Source organism: Limnohabitans sp. Rim47 (assembly GCF_001517545.1).
Taxonomy (GTDB): domain Bacteria; phylum Pseudomonadota; class Gammaproteobacteria; order Burkholderiales; family Burkholderiaceae_C; genus Limnohabitans_A.
Genome location: NZ_FBYA01000001.1, coordinates 1,056,527 through 1,076,521, shown reverse-complemented (window position 1 = coordinate 1,076,521; position 19,995 = coordinate 1,056,527). Strand labels below are relative to the sequence as shown.

The window sequence follows — 19,995 nt, the reverse complement described above, 5'->3', positions numbered from 1 at the left end:
TGTTGACGCCGATCCAATATTGACCACCTGTGCCGATTGAATTTTGACCAGGGGCTTGAGCCAGCTTTTATGTCTGCTGGCTGTGGATAACTATAAGTTCAATTGTCGTCCTGCAGCTCCTTTCTCTCCGTTTTTCTTGCCTGCTCCCGCGCTTTGATTCGGCCTCTGGCCTCATTGGAGCTGTGCCTGAACCGATACGACTCATTGCCCGTCTCCACAATGTGGCAGTGGTGCGTCAACCGGTCCAGCAGCGCCGTCGTCATCTTGGCATCCCCAAACACGCTCGACCATTCGGCAAACGTCAAGTTTGTCGTGATCAGCACACTGACCCGTTCGTACAGCTTGGACAGCAAGTGAAACAGCAGTGCCCCTCCGGCCTGGCTGAACGGCAAATACCCCAACTCATCAAGCACCACCAAGTCCATGCGCGACAAACTCAGCGCAAGCCGACCCGCCTTGCCCTGCGCCTTCTCTTGCTCCAGCGCATTGACCAGATCCACCGTCGAGTAGAACCTGACCTTTTTGCTGTGTTGCGTCAGCCCCGAGATACCCAGCGCCGTGGCCAGGTGCGTCTTGCCCGTCCCCGGCCCCCCAATGAGCACCACGTTTTGCGCATCCTGCGTGAACGACAGATCGGCCAGTTTGTGCACCAATGCCCGGTCCACTTGCGAGGCCTCAAAGTTGAAGCCCGCCAGATCCCGGTGAACCGGGAACCGGGCCACCTTGGTTTGATGCGCAATCGATCTCATATGGCGGTTGACTGCTTCGGCTTGCAGCAAATGCTCGATCAGCCAGCGTGATGCCCCCAGCTCGGCATTGCCGCCTTGCTCCACCAGATCCGCCCAGGCCATGGCCATGCCGCTCAGTCTGAGACCTTTGAGCTCGGCCTGGATGTCCCGCTGCGTTGCCCTGTGCTCAGTCATAGCTCACCTCCACGCCAGAGCGCAGGCCGTCATAGCGCGCCGTGTTGGCCATCGGCACCTCACTGAGCTGCAGCGATGTCTCGGCTTGCTGCGGCATCGGTGGGCTGCTCAATCGTGCCAACACGTTGCGCACATGCTCCACGCTGATGCCACCGTTGGGTGTGGCACCTTCCAGCAAAACCTCCACCGCCACCAATACAGCGTCCAGCCCCGATTGCGGCACCACGGCCAGCACCTGTGCCATCACCCGGTCACCTCCAACATGGCGCATCAGCGATTGCCGCAGCCTCAGCAGCGCAGGCGGCAAGTCCATAAACGGCGTGCCATTCCTCAGCGCCCCCGGCTTACGCTGCACCAGATCGATGTAATGCTGCCAGTCGTAGCTGATTTGCGCCCGGTTGGTCAGCCTTGCGTGACTGGCCACGATGGCGTCTTGGGCCACCACATCGACTCGGCCCGGATACAGCCTTGTACTGACCATCTGCCCAGCCCACTCGCACGGCACCGAATACTTGTTGCGCGCCACATTGACCAAACAGGTGCTGCTCACCCGGGCCGGATTCTCCACATACCCATCAAACGGCTCGGGCATGCTCATCAAGTGCTCACGCTCCAAGTCCAGCATCTCGGCCAGCGTGAACTGCTTGTGCTCCGGATGCGCTGTTTCGGCCCAGATCGAGCGGCAGCGCTCGGCCAACCAGGCATTGAGCTCCACAAACGAGCCAAACCGCTTGGTGCCAGCCTCTATCCAAATGCGCCTGCGGCTGTCCTGCACGTTCTTCTCCACCACCCCTTTCTCCCAGCCCGAGGCCACGTTGCAAAAGTCCGGCTCAAACAGGTAGTGGCTGCACAGCGCATTGAAGCGGGCGTTGACGATGCGACCTTTGCCCTTCTTGACCTTGTCCACCGCCGTCTTCATGTTGTCGTAAATGCCTCGGCGCGCCACACCGCCCAGCGCCGCAAAACTGCGGGTGTGCGCATCAAACAACATCTCGTGCCCTTGGCTGGGGTAGGCCGCCACCCAGAACGCCCGGCTGGCGCACAGCTTGAGATGTGAGACCTGCATGTGGTGGTACACCCCGCCAATGAGCAACCCTTCCTCGCTCCAGTCAAACTGAAACGCCTCGCCCAGCTCAAAACTCAAAGGCACATAGGCCTTGGATGCCGCCTTGCCCTCTTGCTCGCGCCAACCCCGAATGAAATCTGTCAATCGGCTGTAGCCGCCCCGATAGCCCTGCGCTTGCAACTGCGCCAACAGCGCCCGCGCACTGCGCCGGGCATGTTTGGGTCGATGGGAATCGGTCTTAAGCGCCTGAACCAACGTCGCCTCAAAAGCGCTGAGTTTGGTGAATCCGCTTTGCCTTTTGTACTTGGGCGCCTGGTCGCCCGGGGCCTTGAGCCATTTTTTGACCGTGTTGCGCGACAGCCCCGTGCGCTTGGCGATCTCGCTGTTGGAGAGTTTCTCGCGCAACTTCATGCGCCTGACCTTGCCTATCATTTCCATGGTGATCACCTTCTTGCTCTCCTGCTGAATATTTCAGCAGGCCAGTTGAACACCCTGGTCAATTTTGAGTCGGCACTCCTAGGTTTAGATGGTCAGTTTTCGGTCGGCGGCAACANCTTCATGCGCCTGACCTTGCCTATCATTTCCATGGTGATCACCTTCTTGCTCTCCTGCTGAATATTTCAGCAGGCCAGTTGAACACCCTGGTCAATTTTGAGTCGGCACTCCTAGGTTTAGATGGTCAGTTTTCGGTCGGCGGCAACAGAAGGACATCAAGGCCGTGGTGGGCAAATCCTGAGTTCACCATTTCAGTGGGCAAATTTGTGTTTTCGGATTCGTGTTGCATATCTGTTTTAGAGCTTAACTCTTGACGTCAGCCAAGCCCCCCCAGTCCGTCGTGAACCCCGTCGACATCCTCTCTTGCTTCATCGCCCACAGCTTGCGCGCCCGGGGTGCACCCGCGCTGGCCAGCTTGAGGGTGCCGCGTCCGTAGCGTTGGTTCACCTGGTCCATCGCGTCCATCAGTCGGATGCGGTTTTCGGGCATGGTCTCGTTAAAGTCCAGCGTCAGCTGGTGGCGGGTGGCGGGCTGGAGGTCCATGAGCATCACGCCCGCTTTGGCGTACTTGAAGCCGGGGCGGTAGATGTGTTTCAGGATGGCGTTGGCCGTTTGCGCGATGTGCGCGCTGTCGCTGGTGGGCGAGGGCAGGGGGATGCTTGCGCTACGGCTGTATTGCGGGTCTTGTTTCCTGAACGGACTGGTGCGGATGAAAGCCGAGATGAAAGCCGTGTGGCTGCCTTGCTTGCGCAGTTTTTCTGCAGCACGGCAGGCGAATTCGGTGATGGCTTCTTGCAGCTCGATCAGCTCCGTCACCGGGTGGCCGAAGGATCTGGTGCAGGCGATTTGTTGTTTGGCCGGGGGCTCGTCTTCAAATTCAATGCAGGGCACGCCGTTGAGTTCGCGCACGGTTTTTTCCAGCACGACCGACCAGCCCGCTTTGGCTGCGGCTGGGTCCATGCGCTGGAGTTGGAGCGCGGTGTGGATGCCTTGGGCGCGCAGCTGTGCGCCGATCTTGGGGCCGACGCCCCAGACGTCCCCGACTTCGGTGGTTTGGAGCAGGGCTTGAAGTTCTTCGCGGGTACACGCGCCCAGATGGCAGATTTGCGCATGCTGCACCGGATAGCTGCCGGGCTTGCGTTCGGCGCTTTTGGCGATGGCGTTGGCCAACTTGGCGAGGGTTTTGGTGGGGCCGATGCCGATGCAGGTCGGGATGCCGATCCATTGATGAATGCGTCTGCGGATGATGCGGGCGCGGCGCACCAGGTCGCCGGTGATGCCGCTCAGGTCGATAAAGCTTTCATCGATGGAATAGACCTCTTGCGTGTGGCCAAGGCCTGCGGCCAGGGTCATCATGCGGTCGCTCATGTCGCCGTAAAGCGCGAAATTGGCAGACAGCGCGATCAGGCCCGCGTCGCGTTCCAGCTCGCGCAGCTGGAAGTAGGGCGCGCCCATCTTGATGCCCAGGGCTTTGGCTTCGTCACTGCGGGCGATGGCGCAACCGTCGTTGTTGCTCAGGACGACGAGCGGGCGGCCTTGCAGCCAGGGCTGAAACACGCGCTCGCAGCTGCAATAGAAGTTGTTGCCGTCGACCAGGGCGAGCATGTCAGGCCGGGTGCTGGACGATGCTGGCCACGACCACGCCCCAGATTTCCACGGTCTGGCCGTCCTTGGGCACGATGTCCGGGTAGTCGGGATTGGCGGCTTTCAGGCGCATGCCGCCGCCGGGCGGGATTTGCAGGGCCTTGCAGGTGAAGTCGCCATCGACCACAGCGATCACGATGTGACCGCTTTCGGGCTGGATGGCTTTGTCCACCAACACGACCGAGCCGTCGAGGATGCCCACGTCGCGCATGGACTCGCCGCTCACGCGCAGCATGAAGGTGGCTTGCGGGTGCTTGATGAGCTGGCTCATCAAGTCGATGCGCTCGACCTGGTGGTCTTCGGCGGGGGAGGGGAAACCGGCTTGAACGCTGGTCAGAAATGCATTGACCAGGAGTGGGCCGGGGGGCAAGGGCTGCGGGGTAGAAAGCTGGGGCATGATGTCGCCAATACTGTACAAAACAACAGTATACTGACAACATCAGCAATTTGCAGTTGCCTGATGGAGTTGTTTGACCAGTCATGTCGGGTTATGGACTTGGCCATCGCAGTATCAACATGAGTGAGCTGCTTTGCCGCCGACCTTGCCCGCTGTGCCGAGCGCTGTTGTTGACGCACTCACTGCGGTCCGCCACAAGGGCACCGTCAGCTGCCTTTGTTTTGGTACATTCATCCTGCTATGTACCTGCCCAAACAATTCAACAACACCGATCCAGCCATCGCGCGGCGCATCATGCGCGAGCATCCTTTGGCGTCCATCGTGTCGGTGGGCGACGACGGCTTTCCGGTGCTCAGCCACATCCCGTTGCACTGGCAAGCGGTGTCACTGTGGGGTGAACCAGCGTCCGAACATGGCGTTTTGTTGGGCCACTGTGCACGGGCCAATCCGCATGCGCAGTTGCTGGCCTCGCCATCGCAGGCCTTGGTCAGTTTCATGGGGCCGCAGGCCTATATGTCGCCGGGGGTTTATGCCGACAAACAGCGCGTGCCTACCTGGTCTTATCTGGCGGTGCAGGCCAAGGTGCAAGTGCGCATCATCGACCCACAGACCGACCGGGATCGTTTGCTCAAGTGCCTGATTGCCGACCACGAGCCTTCGTATGCACAGCAATGGCGTGAATTGCCAGCCAGTTACACCGCGGCCATGCTGAACGGCATTGTGGCTTTTGAAATGCAGATCGCAGATTTGCAATGCGCCGTCAAACTCAATCAGCACCGTCCTGAAGCCCATGTCGCCATGCACGCCGCTTATGCCGCAGGCACCTCGAGCGAACAGGCTTTGTCCCGTTGGATGGAAGAACTCGGTTTGCTGCCACAGGCCCCAACCAAGGTATGAATCATGTTTGAACACTACAGCAAACCCCTGATTCCCCGTGTGGCTTACCACCGACGCTTGGTTGGTGCGGTGGGTCTGGCTTCGCTGCTGATTGGCGTGTCGTTGTTGGCGGGCATGTTCGGCTATCACGAGCTCGAAAACATGTCCTGGGTGGATGCTTATTTGAGTGCCGCCATGATTTTGTCTGGCATGGGGCCGGTGGGCGCGCCGCTGAGCACGGCGGGCAAATTGTTTTCCGGCACTTATGCGCTGTACAGCGGCTTTGTGGCCCTGATCTGCGTGGGCGTGTTGGGCGCACCCGTGCTGCACCGTTTTTTGCACCGCTTTCATTTTGAAGAGGACATTGACGCATGACGTCTTTGAGCGATGAGCAGTGGATGCGTCTGGCCTTGGACCAAGCCCGCTTGGCCGCAGACGCAGGCGAAGTGCCCGTGGGCGCGGTGGTCGTGCAAAACGGCCAAGTGATCGCTACCGGGCGCAACGCGCCGATTGCCAGCCACGACCCCACCGCGCATGCCGAGGTGGTGGCCTTGCGCGAAGCGGCCCGTGTGCTGGGCAATTACCGACTGGACGGCTGCACCCTGTATGTCACGTTGGAGCCTTGCGCCATGTGCAGCGGGGCCATGCTGCACGCGCGGCTGGACCGTGTGGTGTTTGGCGCAGCCGATCCGCGCACCGGCGTGGCGGGCTCGGTGCTCAACCTGTTTGGCCACACGCAGCTGAACCACCAGACGCAGGTCACGGGTGGGGTGCTGGCCGATGCGTGCGCTCAGTTGCTCCAGGATTTTTTCAAGCCCAAGCGCGTGAATGCCGACCCCGTGCGCGAAGACGCGCTGCGCACGCCCGATGCGGCGTTTGCCGGTTTGCCTGACTACCCTTGGCCGCCCCGTTACGTGAATGACCTGCCCAGCATCGCAGGCCTGCGCATGCATTACCTGGACGAAGGCCCCCAAGACGCGCCACTGACCTGGCTTTGCCTGCACGGCAACCCGGCCTGGAGCTACCTTTACCGCAAGATGATCCCGGTCTGGCTGGCGGCGGGGCACCGCGTGGTGGCACCCGACTTGATCGGCTTTGGCAAAAGCGACAAGCCCAAAAAAGACCGCTTTCACCAGTTTGAAACGCACCGCCAGTCCTTGCTGGATTTGCTGGCGCGGCTGGATGTGCAGCGCGTGGTGTTGGTGGTGCAAGACTGGGGCGGCATTGTGGGCCTGACCTTGCCCATGGCCGCGCCAGCGCGTTACAAGGGCCTGCTGGTCATGAACACCACTTTGGCCACAGGTGAGCAGCCCCTGAGTGCGGGCTTTTTGGCCTGGCGCGACTGGTGCCAAAGCCAGCCGCAGTTCGATGTGGGCAAGCTGTTTGCGCGGGGCAACCCCGGCATGACGCCCGCTGAGACAGCGGCCTACAACGCGCCATTCCCAGACAAAGGCTTTCGCGCCGCGCTCAGGGCCTTTCCGCCCATGGTGCCGGCCATGGCCGATGCACCCGGCGCGGCCATTTCGCGCCAAGCCCAAGCCTTTTGGCAACGCGATTGGCAGGGCCAAAGCCTGATGGCCATTGGCCAGCAAGACCCGGTGCTGGGTGAGCCGGTGATGCGCCATTTGCAAAGCCAGATCCGTGGCTGCCCCGAGCCCATGCTGCTGCCCGATGCGGGCCATTTTGTGCAAGAGCAGGGCAGGGCGATTGCCGAGGCGGCTGTGCGACACTTCAAGCCCTGAAAAAGAACACAGCCCATGGCCCACATTTATATTTTTTCTCCGTCCAGCGCGGTGCGCGACAAAGCCGCTTTTCGCCGGGGCCTCAAGCGCCTGCAAGCCCAAGGGCATCAGGTCGAAGTCGATGAAGCCGCGCTGGCCAGCCACATGCGCTTTGCAGGCGATGACGCCACCCGCATCGCCGCGATGGGCCGCGCCGCCGCCAGTGGCGCCGATGTGGCCCTCATCTCGCGCGGCGGCTACGGCCTCACGCGCATCCTGCCCGCCTTGCCCTACAAGGCCATTGCCAAAGCCATTGATGGCGGCATGCAGTTTGTGGGCCTGAGCGATTTCACCGCCTTCAACCAAGCCGTGTTGGCCAAAACCGGGCGCATCAGCTGGCAAGGCCCTGCTTTGGGCGAAGACTTTGGCCCTGTGCAGGAGCCCGACGACATCATGCAAGCGTGCTTTGACGACCTGTTGTTAGAGCAAGGCGAGGGCACCGGCTGGCAACTGCCCAAGGCCGAGGCCGAGCGCCGCGTGTGGGTCAAAGACGCGCCGCTGTGGGGCGGCAACCTGACGGTGCTGACCTCATTGCTGGGCACGCCGTATTTTCCGCAGGTCAAGGGCGGTGTGCTGTTCCTGGAAGATGTGGGCGAACACCCTTATCGCGTCGAGCGCATGCTTACCCAGCTTTTGCATGCGGGCGTGTTGGCCCAGCAAAAGGCGGTGCTCGTGGGGCAATTCAGCAACTACAAACTGGTGCCAGCGCACGACAAAGGCTTCAAGCTGGCCACCGTGGTGGACTGGCTGCGCAGTCAGATCAAGGCGCCTGTGTTGACCGGCCTGCCGTTTGGCCATGTCGAAACCAAGGTGCTGCTGCCCGTGGGCGCCAAGGTCGACCTGGTCACCGAAGGGCGTGATGCCCTGATGGTTTGGGGCCACATCTGAGTGGCTGTTTGGTTGGCTTAGCCGCGCCGCTGGGCGACAAAACCGGCCAGATACGCTGACATCCAAAGGGGTGACAAATCTTTGTCGAACACCTGAATGCTGACAGGGTTTGCATCGGGGTTCAAAGTTGCCAACAAGTCTTCTTCTTGGCTCAAGACCAAGGTGTGGGCCACGGTGTGCCGGGAGTTGATGAATTTTTGCAAAATTTCCAGAAACTTCTCTTGCTCTTTTCTGGGGGCAGTGGTTTGAACCACCAGCAACTCATGCTTGTCGCTCAGTAACTCCAGCAAAGCCTCGGTCAAGGATTCAAAAAATGACACCTGAACAGGCAAACCCCATTGCGCCACCTCTTTGCTCAGGCGGGTGGTCAGGTCTTGCGACTCAATGACCATCATCACTTTAGAGTGGCGATCTGAAGGCAGACGGCTGATCTTGTCGAAACTGTTGGCGTTTTGGTAGCGCAAGACCGACGACAAGGCAATGCGGCGGTGACCGCCAAATGTTCTCCAAGCTTGCAATATGTTGTTGTCGACCAGTTTTTGGATGGTCGCCATCGACAAGCCCAGCCGTTTGGCCGCTTGGGAACTGGTGACAAATTCAGAAATTTCGGGTCCTGGCAGCGAAGTCTCTGTCGACATGTCGGGGATCTCAAATGAACGGTTCAATATTTTTGGGGGCACCGATGGGCTTGACGTGCACCCGTTTCAGAACTGGTTATGGCGATGTTGATTTCAATAAAAATCAACAAAACTTTAATAATTCTTACATTTGATATTTTCAAGCTCATGGCTTCTTTAGAACATCCCCAATTGGTGATATTTGCATTAAATTTGTCAAAAAATCAATAAAAATAACAATCTCTTTCTTGGGTCCGCGGGCCACGCCGCGCGGGTGACTCGCCGAATCACCCCAGTCCGCTAACATGCAAGACCCATGTCAGACGCCCACACCCCCTCTTTACAACCCTGGCAAGTCATCACGGGCGGCATTTGCGGTCTGGTGTTGACTCTTGGCCTGGCTCGTTTTGTGTTTACGCCCTTGCTGCCCGTCATGCAGTTGCAAACGGGGCTGACCGACGCCGCTGCAGGTGGGCTGGCGGCCATCAACTACGCGGGCTACATCTCGGGGGCCTTGGCAGTGGCCTGGATCGATGACAGCCGTTGGCGACATCGCTTGTATGGCCTGGGCCTGTGGCTGGCCTTGCTGACCACCGCCGCCATGGCGCTCACCACCTGGATGCCGGCTTGGGCTTTGTCCCGTTATTTGGGGGGGGTGAGTGGTGCCGCCGGCATGCTGCTGGGTTCGGGCTTGGTGCTGGGGTGGTTGATGCGGCAGGGCCGTCGCCCTGAGCTGGGGCTGTATTTCATTGGCATTGGTCTGGGCGTGGTGGTTTCTGCCGCCGGGGCTTGGGCCTTGTCGTTTTATTGGACGCTTTGGTCTGACCAGTGGCTGGCCTTTGCCGCCATCGGCCTGGTTTTCTTTGTGCCGGCCTGGTTGTGGCGGCCGCCTGTGCCGCCAGCCCCCGCGCCCGCAGTGTCAGGCGCTGTGGTGCCGCTGATTTCACGCCGCTGGATGCTGACCATGGCCGGCAGCTACTTTGCGGCGGGCTGGGGTTTTGTCATCAGCGCCACCTTCACGGTGGCCATTGTCGAGCGCGAACCGGCTTTGGCCGGGCAGGGTGCCTTGGCCTGGGCCTTGGTGGGTTTGGCGGCCATGCCTGCGGTGTTTTTGTGGGACAAAGTGGCCCGCCGTTGGGGCGACACGCGGGCCTTGTTGTTGGCCTTTGGCTTGCAGACGCTGTCGGTCGTCTTGCCCGCAGTGTCGGGTTCTTTGGCGGCTGCGCTGATGGGGGCCATCGGTTACGGTGCCACCTTCATTGGCATCGTCAGCATGACACTTTCACTGGTGGGCCGCAGAGCCCCGCAAAACCCGGGCAAGGCCATGGCCCGGCTGACTTTGAGCTATGGCGCGGCCCAAATGATCGCCCCTGTGGTGGCGGGGGCCATGGCGCAAGCCACGGGCACCTTCAAAGGGGCACTTTGGCTGACGGCCGCCGTCATGGCCGCAGGCATGGCCTTGTTGGCGACTTTGCCGCAAGACGAGCCCCAAACCCCATAGAAAACGGCTCCCGAGGGAGCCGTTATCACGAGGGCTGGGTTGTGCCGTTCGGTGCAGGGCCGTGTCGGGTGTCATCGCAAAAGTATTTATGCGCCACGGCTTTTGGCGCTCGCTTTGGCTTGGCGCAGTTTGGGGGTCTTTGGGGTCTTTGGGGTCTTTGAGGTCTTTGAGGTTGAGGCGGGCTCGGCGGGTTCCAGCATCGGAGCCAAGGCCAGTTTTTCGTAAAGCTTGAACAAATACGCCACGCGGCTGGTGTCGTCGTTGCTGTCTTCGTAGCCATAGGCCTCGTCCACGGCTTCGTCCACCGCGTCGTGGGCGGCTTGCAGGCTTTTGTTTTTGCGCAGGTTCTCAGGGTCGTAAAGCCAAGCGAGGCTTTTGTCGGCGTGCTGGGCTCGGGCGTCCAGCACGGCTTGGGCCGCTGTTTCGATGGCCGCTTGCTGCGCGGGGCTGGGCGTGGGCCAGGGGTAGTTGTTGTAGACGATGGTGTTGGAGTAGCGGTATCGACTCTCCAATCTGCCGCAGACGGCGCGCATCCACGCGTTGTGCATGGTGGCGTTGAGCACGCCGAAGTGGTAGGGCGTCGCGTTGGGAATGAGTGAGTTGGCGTTGCTGCATATGACATCACTGCCAAAGAAACCCACGGGAATGAAGGACCGGTTTTCGGAAGAGTGCAAGGGCACCAGCAGGTAGTCACCCGCTGGCTGCCTAATTTCGCCAAACAAATGCGGCGTGGTGGCCAGTTTTTGGGTGGGTACTTTGGGGCTGGCCAGGCGCATGGCCTTGACCGCTTGGGTGCGCCGTTGCAATTCGGGCGATGCCGCCAGATCGGCCTCGGTCATGACGGCCAGCCACAGGCAATAGCGTGGCGTGTTGTTCAAAAACTCGTCAGCCCCCAAAAAGGGCCGGATGAAGCGGGCCGCCATAGGGTCGGTGTCGCGAATGGCTTGTTCGTCGTCTGCGCTTAACAACAGGTGCCCACCGTCGGTGGGTTGGCTGCCCTTGTTCATGGGCGATACCTTGCAAAGAGGTTCGCGCCGATTGGATAAAAAAATCGATGGCGCATCCACCAAATAGGCGTTGATGCGTCGCGTCTTTTTCAGCAGGCCGTCGCCACCAATTTGCTGGCCGTAGTCCCATAAATCGCACTTTTTGGGTTTTTCCAGCCCAAAGCCCACGATCACGCAATGCACGGCCGCCACGCCCGAGCCTTCGTTGCTCCACTTGAACGTGCGGTGCGCAAAGAGGATGTGCAGACCTTGGTCAAACAGCGGTTGCCACAACACCGAAACCTGCTCGCCTTGGGTGATGCTGTTGGTGGAGACAAATGCGGCCTTGATCTGGGGATTGGCCTTGATTTGCGCAAATGCCTTGACGTACCAAGCGGTCACGTAGTCCAGCACGCCCGTGCCCTGGGCTTTGCCAAAGATGAGCGCCATGTCGGCTTTTTGCTCGGTGCTTTGCTGGGTGTAGCCCAAAAACGGCGGGTTGCCCACAATGAAGCTGACCTTGGGGGCCGCAATCACTTCGTTCCAGTCTTTGCGCAGGGCGTTGCCTTGCTGAATATTGGCTTTGCTGACCAACGGAATGCGCTTGTAGCCGTTGGCCCAGCGCTGGTTCATTTGGTGGTCGGTCAGCCACATGGCCACGGTGGCGATTTCGGCGGCGGTGGGGTCAATCTCGATGCCGTGAAACTGGTGCACGTTGCACAGCGGCATGGTTTGTTGGGCACCCGGAATGTTGTTCAGTGCCAGCAGGGTTTGCTGTTCTAGCCAGCGCAGTTCGCGGTAGGTGACTACCAAAAAGTTGCCACAGCCGCAGGCGGGGTCGAGAAAGTTCAGGCTGGCCAGTTTGGTCACGAAGTTCTTGAGCTTTTTGGCGTCGCCCTTGCACACCGCCAGTTCGGCTTGCAGGCTTTCTAAAAACAGCGGGTCGATGGCGCGGCGGATGTTGCGCTCGCTGGTGTAGTGGGCTCCAAAGTCACGGCGTTTTTTGCTTTTGCCCTCGGCCTCTTCGTCGTCCCAATGCATGATGTGCTGGAACAGGGTGCCAAAAATGTCGGGGCTGATTTCAGACCAGTCGATCTCGCAGCAGCCCAGCAGCGCTTGGCGCGAGGCGGCGTCAAATTCTGGGTCTTCGATGCGTTTGGTGAACAGCGCACCGTTCACGTACGGAAAGTCGAGCAGGTAGGCATATTGCCCATCGGTGCGCTGCGTGCTGGCATCGGCATGGGCCGAGGTGTTGGGGTTGGTGTCCAGACGGCGGAAGATTTTTTGCAGCTTGCCGCCCAAATCGTCGCCCGCACTGTTGCTGCTTTGCACGGCCTGTTTGAAGGCGTCTTCTTTGTTGAAGAGGCTGGTGTCGTCGGCAAACAGGCAAAACAACAGGCGTACCAGCAGGGTTTGCAGGTCTTGGCCCCGGTAGTCGGTTTGTTTGACGGCGTCGTGCAGATTGCCCAGACGGTTGGCCGCCTCGATGCTGGCTTGGGCTTGGCGTTGCTGGTAAATGCGCTCGTAGCCCAGCAAAAAATCAAGATCGTTGACGTGGCTTTTGAAGTCAGCCAACTTGAACTGGATGGGCGGGTTCAGGCCGCTGGCGTCGTACAGGTGCAGGTTTTGAAAGTCGCTGACCAGAATGAAGCGCGGCACGTCTTCTGGGTTTTTCAGTTTGGGGATGTAGCCCTTGGCTTGTTCGTAGGCTTCGGCCAGGTCTTTGCCCTGTGATTTCATCTCCACCAAAAGCAAGCCAGGAAAAAAGCCGTCGATGCGGTTGATGCCGCCGCCGCTGCCTTTGGCCACGCGGCGCTCAAAGTCAACTGAGCGCAGGTAGTTCAGCCCATACACCCCGCACAGCTCGCGCACAAAGTTTTGCGCTTGGCCCATTTCGTAGCTGGCAAGGGCGAACTCTTTGCTGAAGGCTTCGGCCCGGTCATTGAGCTGGTCTTGTAGTTCTTGGGCGTGGGGCGTTGCGCTGTTGGAGGAATTGCCGGGATGAGCCATTTGAATCTAGCAATCTCTAAAAAATGAACAACAAGGTAGTCGTTTCATTCTAGAGGCATGATTCATCTTTTTGTATTCAAATGATTCTTGAGCTGGGTATTCAGGAAATCGTTTGACCTGCCCGCTGTGCGGGTCTGGCTGGCTGCTCAGATGGCTGGATAACAGCCCCATGTTTGGCGTCCCAGCGCCGTTGGCTGTCGTGTGTGCGTTGCACAATCGGCCTTGATCAAAAACACGCCCAACCAGGCGGACAGGGGAGCCCATGAACACACCGAGCCACTTGCATGCGCAGGCTTCGCCAAGCCGCGACTTTGCCGAGCACCACATGCACACCATCCTGGCCCGCTTGGCCGGGCCAGCTGCATTGGCGCGAGCTGATCAGGTGGACGCCGTGCACGCCGTGCTGCAACCCGCCTCGCGCGTGTTGGTGGTGCAGGCCACAGGCTGGGGCAAGTCGGCGGTGTATTGGGCGGCCACCCACGCCATTCGCAGCACGGGCGCTGGCCCCACGCTGGTGGTGTCGCCCTTGTTGGCGCTCATGCGCGACCAGGTGTCGGCAGCCGAACGGGCGGGTTTGAAGGCGGCCACGGTCAACTCCACCAATGTGGACGACTGGGACGAGGTGTTTGCGCAACTCGATGCCGATGAGATCGATGTGCTGCTGGTTTCGCCCGAGCGCTTGGGCAACCCCCGCTTTGCGGCGCGGCTGGGGGCTTTGTTGGCGCGCGTGGGCCTGATCGTGATCGACGAGGCGCATTGCATCAGCGATTGGGGCTTTGATTTTCGGCCCGACTACCAGCGCCTGGCGCGGGCGCTGCTGTCGACCCCCACGGCCAGCGTGTTGGCCACCACGGCCACCGCCAATGAGCGGGTCACGCTCGACATAGGCGCTCAATTGCAATCGCAATCGCAATCGCAATCGCAATCGCAATCGCAATCGCAATCGCAATCGCAATCGCAATCGGGCGTCAGCACAGTGACTTTTCGCGGCACGCTGGCCCGCACATCGCTCACGCTGTCGGTGGTGCCGGGCTTGTCGCCTTTGCAGCGCTACGCTTGGATCGCCGATGCGCTGGCGCAGTTGCCCGGCTCGGGCATTGTGTATGTGTTGACGGTGGCCGAGGCTGAGCGGCTCACGGCTTTTTTGCGCAGCTGCGGCTTCGCGGTCGATGCCTATACCGGGCAGATCGATGCCGACACCCGCCTGAAAGTGGAAGACCGTTTGCGCCACAACCAGGTCAAGGCGGTGGTGGCCACTTCGGCGCTGGGCATGGGCTATGACAAGCCCGACCTGGGCTTTTGCGTGCATGTGGGCTCGCCATCGACCCCGGTGGCGTATTACCAGCAGGTGGGGCGGGCAGGGCGAGCGGTGGCGCATGCCGAGGGCGTGTTGCTGCCATCTGATGCAGACGAGCGCATCTGGGATTACTTTGCCACCGCCTCGATCCCCGACCCCCAAACGGCGGCCAAGGTGCTGCAAAGCTTGGGCGGCGATGGCCGCAGCCTGATCGAGATCGAAGCCGACACGGGCGTGCGCCGAGGCAGGCTCGAAGCGCTTTTAAAAATTTTGGCGGTCGAGGGCGTGGTCGACAAAGACGGCTCCGCCTGGCGGGCCACGGGTGTGCCTTATGTGCACGACAGCGTCAAATGGGCGGCGCTGGCCCAAGTGCGCCAGCAAGAGGCGGGCATCATGCGCCAGTACGCGCACGGCCAAGGGTGCCTGATGGCGTATTTGCAAACCGCGCTGGACGACCCATCACCCGCGCCGTGTGGCCGCTGCTCGGTGTGTACGGGGCATCTGCCGTTTCCGGGGCTGGCCCCTTCGCCCGACAAATTGATCGCCGCCCGCGACTTTTTGCGGGGCATGGACGTGGACATCGAACCGCGCAAACGCTGGCCCGCCGGGGTCAAGCGCAAAGGCAGCATTCAAGGTTTTGACGCGGGCCGTGCGGTGTCGTTTGCCGACGATCCGGGCTGGGTCGCCGAATTGCAGGCATTGCGCCAAGCTGCGCCGGGTGACGTGCCTGACGAGTTGCTGGCCGGGGCGGTGGCCATGTTGGGGCGCTGGGCCAAGACTTGGCCGGCACGCCCGGTGTGCGTGGTGCCATTGCCTGCACCCGACATGGCGGGCAACCGCCGCTTGGCCGCACACATTGCCCAAAAGGGGCGCTTGTGGTTGCAAGATGGTTTCAGTTGGACGGGTGGGCCAGCGCCAGACGACGTGGCGTCCACCCCTGTGGTGGCGCATCTGGAGTCGGCCATGCGCTGGGTGGGCGACGCAGCCATGCCCGCCGGACCGGTGCTGCTGGTGGCCACCGATGTTCGAACCCGCTGGACGGCTACCGTGGCGGCGGCCCTTTTGCGCGAGCAGGGCGTCAGCCAAGTGCTGCTGCTGGCTTTGCATTTGCGGCCCTGAAAGCTGTACCTGTTTCTTGCGTCTCTGATGGTGCTATCCGGCCGGTCGAGGGCTTTAGCCTCGATAGGCTGCCTGCGCCAAGTCAGCACAATTCAGGCTTGAAGGTGCCGAACACCTGTGCACCTTGGTGCATGATCAGCACAAATTTTTTGTAATTTCACAATGACCGACGACACCCAAGATACGCCCCTGCTTCAGGAACCTCGCCTTTGGCAAAATGAAAAATGGACGGCCAAGATCATCAAAAACGACGATGACGACGGTTGGGCGGTGGCCATGTACAAAGATGGCGAGTCCGAGGCGGCGTTGATTGGCCCGTGGACTATGGGCCGTGACAAAAAGAACCCCAAACCGCTGGATGGCAATGCCTTCATCACACTGGTGAAAACGGCCAGTGAATTTGTGCGCCGCAGTGAGCAACAGCTGCACGCCCAATTGCACCAATCTGTGACGGTGAACGGCCAAGGGCCGAAGATGGGCCGCGTGACGGTGTTGCTGGACATCGTGCCCGACGAGGACAGCCCCTACGCGACGCTGACTGCGCAGGACGATGGCGGTGACGTTTTGGCAGAAATCAAGGTCGAGGCCGGTTTTAAACTCAACCGCCAAAGCGCCCAAGCTTGGGTGGACGCCGACTTTGCCAAACCGGGCTCCCTTAAAACAAGGCACTTATAACAAGGCACTTTTCGTGAATCCGCAAAGTGAGTTGCTCGGCAAAAAGGCCCCACTTGAATCCACCATTCAGAGCATGCAGGCCTGGCTGCAAGCGTTGGGCTTTCACATCGCAGGAAAAAGCTGGCTCAAGCCGGGCGATGGCATTGGGTCTGTCCCTGTGTTCGACCGCTTAAACCCCGAGGCTTTGCAACTGCACCAGACCTTTTGGGGTCTGAAGTGTGGCCACCAGGTTGGCCGCGCCGGTCTCGATGCCCACGCCCTCCAGGCCAAGAGATTCATAAGCGGCTTGCAGTTTGGCCGCGCTGGGGTGGCTCACGACCAGGCTATGCAGGGTCACGCCCGAGCGGGGCAGGCTGTTGCGCGGGTGCAGGCGCAGCGGTTCGGTGGCATCGGGCTTGCCCCACTGAATCAGGGTGGGCATGCAGCCGTCAAATAGCCGTTCACCGTCTTCGCGCACGGTGATTTGCCAGTTGAGCGTGCCTTTGCTCGATTTGCGGCTGGCGTGCACCACCTGGCCGCGTTCGATGCCTTGGGTGCGCAACACATGCCGGGCCGCCTTGACATCGTCGGTGCTCGCCACAAAGTGAACCAGTCGTGGCTGCTCTGCCGCCGCTTTTTGTAAGGCTTTGTTGTCCATGTCAAACCAGCGCGGTACTTGCGAACGTTTGGGAATGACCGCTGCCGGGTTGATGGCGATGATTTCGAAGTAAGCCAAGGGGAATTTGGGCGAAGCGATTTTGAACAGGCGGTTGTGGGTGCCGTATTTTTCGTGTTCGCCGCCTGGGCCTGGCGTGATGCCGAGTGTTTCTTCGCACCATTGCACGCCCGCTTCGAGCGTTGAGGCCATCACCACCAGGTGATCAATTTGTGTTTTCATTTTTTGTGGGGTTGGGGGTTTGTTTGAGCATAACGGATGCCCGGCCTGCCTCCTGCGACAATCACGGCCATTACAAAATGGAATGCCGATATGTTGTTGGATGCAGATGAAAGCCAATTGGTGCTGGTGGATTTCCAGGCCCGTTTGAAACCCGTGATGCTGGACGCCGATGCGGTCTGGGCCAATGCCGCCCGACTGGCCACTTTGGCTCAAGCGCTTGCGGTGCCCACTTGGGGCACCGAGCAAAACCCGTCACGTTTGGGTGAGATGCCGCCCGAAATCCGCAGCCACTGCCGTCAAGTGCTGGCCAAGATGCAGTTCAGCGCGGTCGAAGAGGGCTTGGGCGAATGGCTGCAGCCCGAACCCGTGCAGGCCCCGCGTGGCAACGCCCGCAGCTTGCCGCGCCACTTGCAAAAGCCCCAAGCCGGTGCTCAAGAGCGCAAAACCATTGTGCTGGCGGGCTGTGAAGCCCACATTTGCCTGATGCAGACCGCGCTCGATCTGCTCGAAGACGAGTTTGAGGTTTGGGTCGTGACCGACGCCTGCAGCTCGCGCACCGAACGCAACCGCGATGCGGCGTATGACCGTTTGGCCGGGGCAGGGGCTGAGCTGGTGACCGCCGAGATGGTGGCTTTTGAGTGGGTCCGCACAGCCGAGCACCCCGACTTCAAGCTGCTGCAAAGCCTGTTCAAGTGATCCTTGCAGCGCGGGCCGGTTTGCTGGATTGAAACTGGCCGTGCGCTGAGGCTTGCGTGGCCTAAAGTCAGCTTGTTGCAAGTCCTCTGCCCATAATTATGAATTCAGAAGAGCGGTGATCGGCTTGCGTCGCACCCTCCCGGAATTCAATTTGCAGGCATTCAGGAGACTTTCATGGGCAGCTTTGCTGACTTTCACGCACGTTCAATCAACGACCGCGACGCCTTCTGGGCCGAGCAGGCCAAACGGGTGGACTGGAAAGTCCAGCCGCAGCAAATCTGCGACTACAGCAATCCGCCGTTTGCCAAATGGTTTGTGGGTGGTGAAACCAACCTGTGCCACAACGCGGTAGACCGCCACTTGGCCGAGCGTGCCGATCAGCCTGCGCTGATCTTTGTCTCGACCGAAACAAATCAAGAAAAAACCTACACCTACCGCGACCTGCACGCCGAAGTGCAACGCATGGCGGCCATCTTGAAGGACCTGGGTGTGGTCAAGGGCGACCGTGTGCTGATTTACATGCCCATGATCGCGGAAGCGGCGTTTGCCATGCTGGCCTGCGCCCGTCTGGGGGCCATTCACTCGGTGGTGTTTGGCGGCTTTGCCTCGCATTCGCTGGCCACCCGCATCGAAGATGCTTCGCCCAAAGTCATCATCAGCGCCGATGCCGGTTCGCGCGGCGGCAAAGGCGTGCCTTACAAGCCGCTGCTGGATGAAGCCATCAAGCTGTCTGCCCACAAGCCTGCCAACGTGATCATGGTCGACCGCCAACTGGTGGCTTTCACCCCCGTGGCCGGTCGCGATGTGGATTACGCCACCGAGCGCGCCAAGCACATGGACACGGTGGTGCCTTGCGAGTGGGTTGAATCCACTCACCCCAGTTACACCTTGTACACATCGGGCACGACCGGCAAGCCCAAAGGCGTGCAGCGCGACACGGGTGGCTACACCGTGGCACTGGCATCCAGCATTCCTCACATTTACCAGGGCAAGCCCGGCGGCACGTTTTTCTGCACCAGCGACATCGGCTGGGTGGTGGGGCACAGCTACATCATTTACGGTCCACTGATTGGCGGCATGGCCACCATCTTGTACGAAGGCCTGCCCATCCGACCCGACGGCGGTATCTGGTGGAGCCTGGTCGAAAAGTACAAGGTCAACGTCATGTTCAGCGCGCCCACGGCCATCCGTGTGCTGAAAAAACAAGACCCCGCGTTGCTGACCAAATACGATTTGTCCAGCCTGCAAGCGCTGTTCTTGGCCGGTGAACCGCTCGACGAGCCCACTGCCAAGTGGATTTCTGAAGGCCTGAACGGCAAGGCCATCATCGACAACTACTGGCAGACCGAAACCGGTTGGCCGATTTTGACGATCTGCAACGGCGTCGAAAAAGCCGAAAGCAAGTTTGGCTCGCCCGGCAAGGCCGTTTATGGCTACAACGTCAAGCTGGTCGACGATCAGACCGGCGAAGAGCTGACCGGCGCCAATCAAAAGGGCGTGTTGACCATCGAAGGCCCACTGCCACCCGGCAACCTGCAAACCATCTGGGGCGACGACGAGCGCTTCGTCAAAACCTATTGGAAAACCGTGCCGGGCAAGCTGGTGTACAGCACCTTTGACTGGGCGGTGCGGGACGAAGATGGCTACTTTTTCATCTTGGGCCGTACCGACGATGTGATCAACGTCGCGGGCCACCGCCTGGGCACCCGCGAGATTGAAGAGAGCATTTCCAGCCACCCCAACATCGCCGAAGTGGCGGTGGTCGGTGTGGCGGATCAGCTCAAGGGCCAAGTGGCCATGGCTTTTGCCATCGCCAAGGACACTTCGGGTCTGACCGACGCCGCAGCTCGCAAAACGTTCGAAGCCGAAGTCATGAAAGTGGTTGACTCGCAACTGGGCGCGGTGGCCCGGCCTTCGCGGGTGCTGTTTGTCACGGCTTTGCCCAAGACCCGCAGTGGCAAGCTGCTGCGCCGGGCCATTCAGGCCGTGGCCGAAGGCCGTGATCCTGGTGACTTGACCACCATGGACGATCCCGCTGCCTTGCAGCAAATCGTCGATCTGATCAAAACTTGATGACACTGGACCTCGCCCTTGGCGGGGTCTTTTTTCATCCATGCTTCTTGGGCCTGTAAGTTAGACATCGGACA

The 19,995-nt window shown here is 60.3% G+C and carries 16 protein-coding genes; 9 read left to right on the top strand and 7 right to left on the bottom strand.

Translation table 11 applies throughout. The features are described from left to right. Positions 1–98 precede the first annotated feature (98 nt). The 4 genes from istB to BN3544_RS04930 all read right to left on the bottom strand — a co-directional run bounded on the left by istB (position 99) and on the right by BN3544_RS04930 (position 4,525). Positions 99–923 carry an IS21-like element helper ATPase IstB gene (gene istB, locus BN3544_RS04945; RefSeq protein ID WP_019429079.1) on the bottom strand — a complete coding sequence of 275 codons (825 nt, stop codon included), beginning with the start codon at positions 921–923 and terminating at the stop codon, positions 99–101. Further along, complete coding sequence (gene istA / locus BN3544_RS04940; RefSeq protein WP_019429078.1) at positions 916–2,427, bottom strand: IS21 family transposase; 1,512 nt, start codon at positions 2,425–2,427, stop codon at positions 916–918. Before istA ends, istB begins: the two co-directional genes overlap by 8 nt. 360 nt (positions 2,428–2,787) lie before the next feature. Beyond that, entirely contained in the window at positions 2,788–4,089 is a 1,302-nt protein-coding gene (locus BN3544_RS04935) for a Y-family DNA polymerase (protein ID WP_019429077.1), read from the bottom strand. Between the two features lies 1 nt (position 4,090). Next, positions 4,091–4,525 carry a LexA family protein gene (locus BN3544_RS04930; RefSeq protein ID WP_019429076.1) on the bottom strand — a complete coding sequence of 145 codons (435 nt, stop codon included), beginning with the start codon at positions 4,523–4,525 and terminating at the stop codon, positions 4,091–4,093. A 240-nt stretch (positions 4,526–4,765) separates the two neighbouring features. On the opposite strand from BN3544_RS04930, the gene BN3544_RS04925 reads away from it, so the two are divergent. The 4 genes from BN3544_RS04925 to BN3544_RS04910 are packed head-to-tail and all read left to right on the top strand — an operon-like array spanning position 4,766 to position 8,070. Further along, positions 4,766–5,422: an FMN-binding negative transcriptional regulator gene (locus BN3544_RS04925; protein ID WP_019429075.1), complete on the top strand. Its 657-nt coding sequence runs from the start codon at positions 4,766–4,768 to the stop codon at positions 5,420–5,422. A 3-nt stretch (positions 5,423–5,425) separates the two neighbouring features. Further along, on the top strand, positions 5,426–5,776 hold the full coding sequence (locus BN3544_RS04920; protein WP_019429074.1) for a hypothetical protein: 351 nt from the start codon (positions 5,426–5,428) through the stop codon (positions 5,774–5,776). Continuing rightward, positions 5,773–7,143 (top strand): tRNA adenosine(34) deaminase TadA, encoded by a 1,371-nt coding sequence (tadA, locus tag BN3544_RS04915; RefSeq protein ID WP_019429073.1) that lies wholly within the window; start codon positions 5,773–5,775, stop codon positions 7,141–7,143. Before BN3544_RS04920 ends, tadA begins: the two co-directional genes overlap by 4 nt. 15 nt (positions 7,144–7,158) lie before the next feature. Beyond that, positions 7,159–8,070, top strand: coding sequence for an LD-carboxypeptidase (locus BN3544_RS04910; protein ID WP_019429072.1), 912 nt, complete (start codon positions 7,159–7,161; stop codon positions 8,068–8,070). A gap of 17 nt (positions 8,071–8,087) precedes the next feature. Here the strand turns inward: BN3544_RS04910 and BN3544_RS04905 are convergent, their stop codons facing one another. Next, positions 8,088–8,708 carry an excisionase family DNA-binding protein gene (locus tag BN3544_RS04905; RefSeq protein WP_019429071.1) on the bottom strand — a complete coding sequence of 207 codons (621 nt, stop codon included), beginning with the start codon at positions 8,706–8,708 and terminating at the stop codon, positions 8,088–8,090. A 295-nt stretch (positions 8,709–9,003) separates the two neighbouring features. Between BN3544_RS04905 and BN3544_RS04900 the strand changes: the two genes are divergently transcribed. After that, positions 9,004–10,188 (top strand): YbfB/YjiJ family MFS transporter, encoded by a 1,185-nt coding sequence (locus tag BN3544_RS04900; protein ID WP_019429070.1) that lies wholly within the window; start codon positions 9,004–9,006, stop codon positions 10,186–10,188. Between the two features lie 86 nt (positions 10,189–10,274). On the opposite strand, the gene BN3544_RS04895 is transcribed toward BN3544_RS04900, so the two are convergent. Beyond that, positions 10,275–13,184 (bottom strand): class I SAM-dependent DNA methyltransferase, encoded by a 2,910-nt coding sequence (locus BN3544_RS04895; protein ID WP_019429069.1) that lies wholly within the window; start codon positions 13,182–13,184, stop codon positions 10,275–10,277. A 262-nt stretch (positions 13,185–13,446) separates the two neighbouring features. On the opposite strand from BN3544_RS04895, the gene BN3544_RS04890 reads away from it, so the two are divergent. Together BN3544_RS04890 and BN3544_RS04885 are read left to right on the top strand one after the other, a co-directional pair. Beyond that, positions 13,447–15,600 carry a RecQ family ATP-dependent DNA helicase gene (locus tag BN3544_RS04890; protein ID WP_019429068.1) on the top strand — a complete coding sequence of 718 codons (2,154 nt, stop codon included), beginning with the start codon at positions 13,447–13,449 and terminating at the stop codon, positions 15,598–15,600. Between the two features lie 162 nt (positions 15,601–15,762). Then, positions 15,763–16,275, top strand: coding sequence for a hypothetical protein (locus tag BN3544_RS04885; protein ID WP_019429067.1), 513 nt, complete (start codon positions 15,763–15,765; stop codon positions 16,273–16,275). A 169-nt stretch (positions 16,276–16,444) separates the two neighbouring features. On the opposite strand, the gene BN3544_RS04880 is transcribed toward BN3544_RS04885, so the two are convergent. After that, entirely contained in the window at positions 16,445–17,152 is a 708-nt protein-coding gene (locus BN3544_RS04880; protein ID WP_019429066.1) for a VOC family protein, read from the bottom strand. Positions 17,153–17,242: 90 nt separating this feature from the next. Between BN3544_RS04880 and BN3544_RS04875 the strand changes: the two genes are divergently transcribed. Together BN3544_RS04875 and BN3544_RS04870 are read left to right on the top strand one after the other, a co-directional pair. Continuing rightward, positions 17,243–17,848, top strand: coding sequence for an isochorismatase family protein (locus BN3544_RS04875; protein ID WP_026036486.1), 606 nt, complete (start codon positions 17,243–17,245; stop codon positions 17,846–17,848). A gap of 174 nt (positions 17,849–18,022) precedes the next feature. Then, positions 18,023–19,921, top strand: coding sequence for a propionate--CoA ligase (locus BN3544_RS04870; RefSeq protein ID WP_019429064.1), 1,899 nt, complete (start codon positions 18,023–18,025; stop codon positions 19,919–19,921). Positions 19,922–19,995: the final 74 nt, after the last annotated feature.

Excerpts from the sequence above, each read along its gene's own strand:
- istB (WP_019429079.1), bottom strand. The coding sequence starts at position 923 with ATGACTGAGCACAGGGCAACGCAGCGGGACATCCAGGCCGAGCTCAAA.
- istA (WP_019429078.1), bottom strand. The coding sequence starts at position 2,427 with ATGGAAATGATAGGCAAGGTCAGGCGCATGAAGTTGCGCGAGAAACTC.
- BN3544_RS04935 (WP_019429077.1), bottom strand. The coding sequence starts at position 4,089 with ATGCTCGCCCTGGTCGACGGCAACAACTTCTATTGCAGCTGCGAGCGC.
- BN3544_RS04930 (WP_019429076.1), bottom strand. The coding sequence starts at position 4,525 with ATGCCCCAGCTTTCTACCCCGCAGCCCTTGCCCCCCGGCCCACTCCTG.
- BN3544_RS04925 (WP_019429075.1), top strand. The coding sequence starts at position 4,766 with ATGTACCTGCCCAAACAATTCAACAACACCGATCCAGCCATCGCGCGG.
- BN3544_RS04920 (WP_019429074.1), top strand. The coding sequence starts at position 5,426 with ATGTTTGAACACTACAGCAAACCCCTGATTCCCCGTGTGGCTTACCAC.
- tadA (WP_019429073.1), top strand. The coding sequence starts at position 5,773 with ATGACGTCTTTGAGCGATGAGCAGTGGATGCGTCTGGCCTTGGACCAA.
- BN3544_RS04910 (WP_019429072.1), top strand. The coding sequence starts at position 7,159 with ATGGCCCACATTTATATTTTTTCTCCGTCCAGCGCGGTGCGCGACAAA.
- BN3544_RS04905 (WP_019429071.1), bottom strand. The coding sequence starts at position 8,708 with ATGTCGACAGAGACTTCGCTGCCAGGACCCGAAATTTCTGAATTTGTC.
- BN3544_RS04900 (WP_019429070.1), top strand. The coding sequence starts at position 9,004 with ATGTCAGACGCCCACACCCCCTCTTTACAACCCTGGCAAGTCATCACG.
- BN3544_RS04895 (WP_019429069.1), bottom strand. The coding sequence starts at position 13,184 with ATGGCTCATCCCGGCAATTCCTCCAACAGCGCAACGCCCCACGCCCAA.
- BN3544_RS04890 (WP_019429068.1), top strand. The coding sequence starts at position 13,447 with ATGAACACACCGAGCCACTTGCATGCGCAGGCTTCGCCAAGCCGCGAC.
- BN3544_RS04885 (WP_019429067.1), top strand. The coding sequence starts at position 15,763 with ATGACCGACGACACCCAAGATACGCCCCTGCTTCAGGAACCTCGCCTT.
- BN3544_RS04880 (WP_019429066.1), bottom strand. The coding sequence starts at position 17,152 with ATGAAAACACAAATTGATCACCTGGTGGTGATGGCCTCAACGCTCGAA.
- BN3544_RS04875 (WP_026036486.1), top strand. The coding sequence starts at position 17,243 with ATGTTGTTGGATGCAGATGAAAGCCAATTGGTGCTGGTGGATTTCCAG.
- BN3544_RS04870 (WP_019429064.1), top strand. The coding sequence starts at position 18,023 with ATGGGCAGCTTTGCTGACTTTCACGCACGTTCAATCAACGACCGCGAC.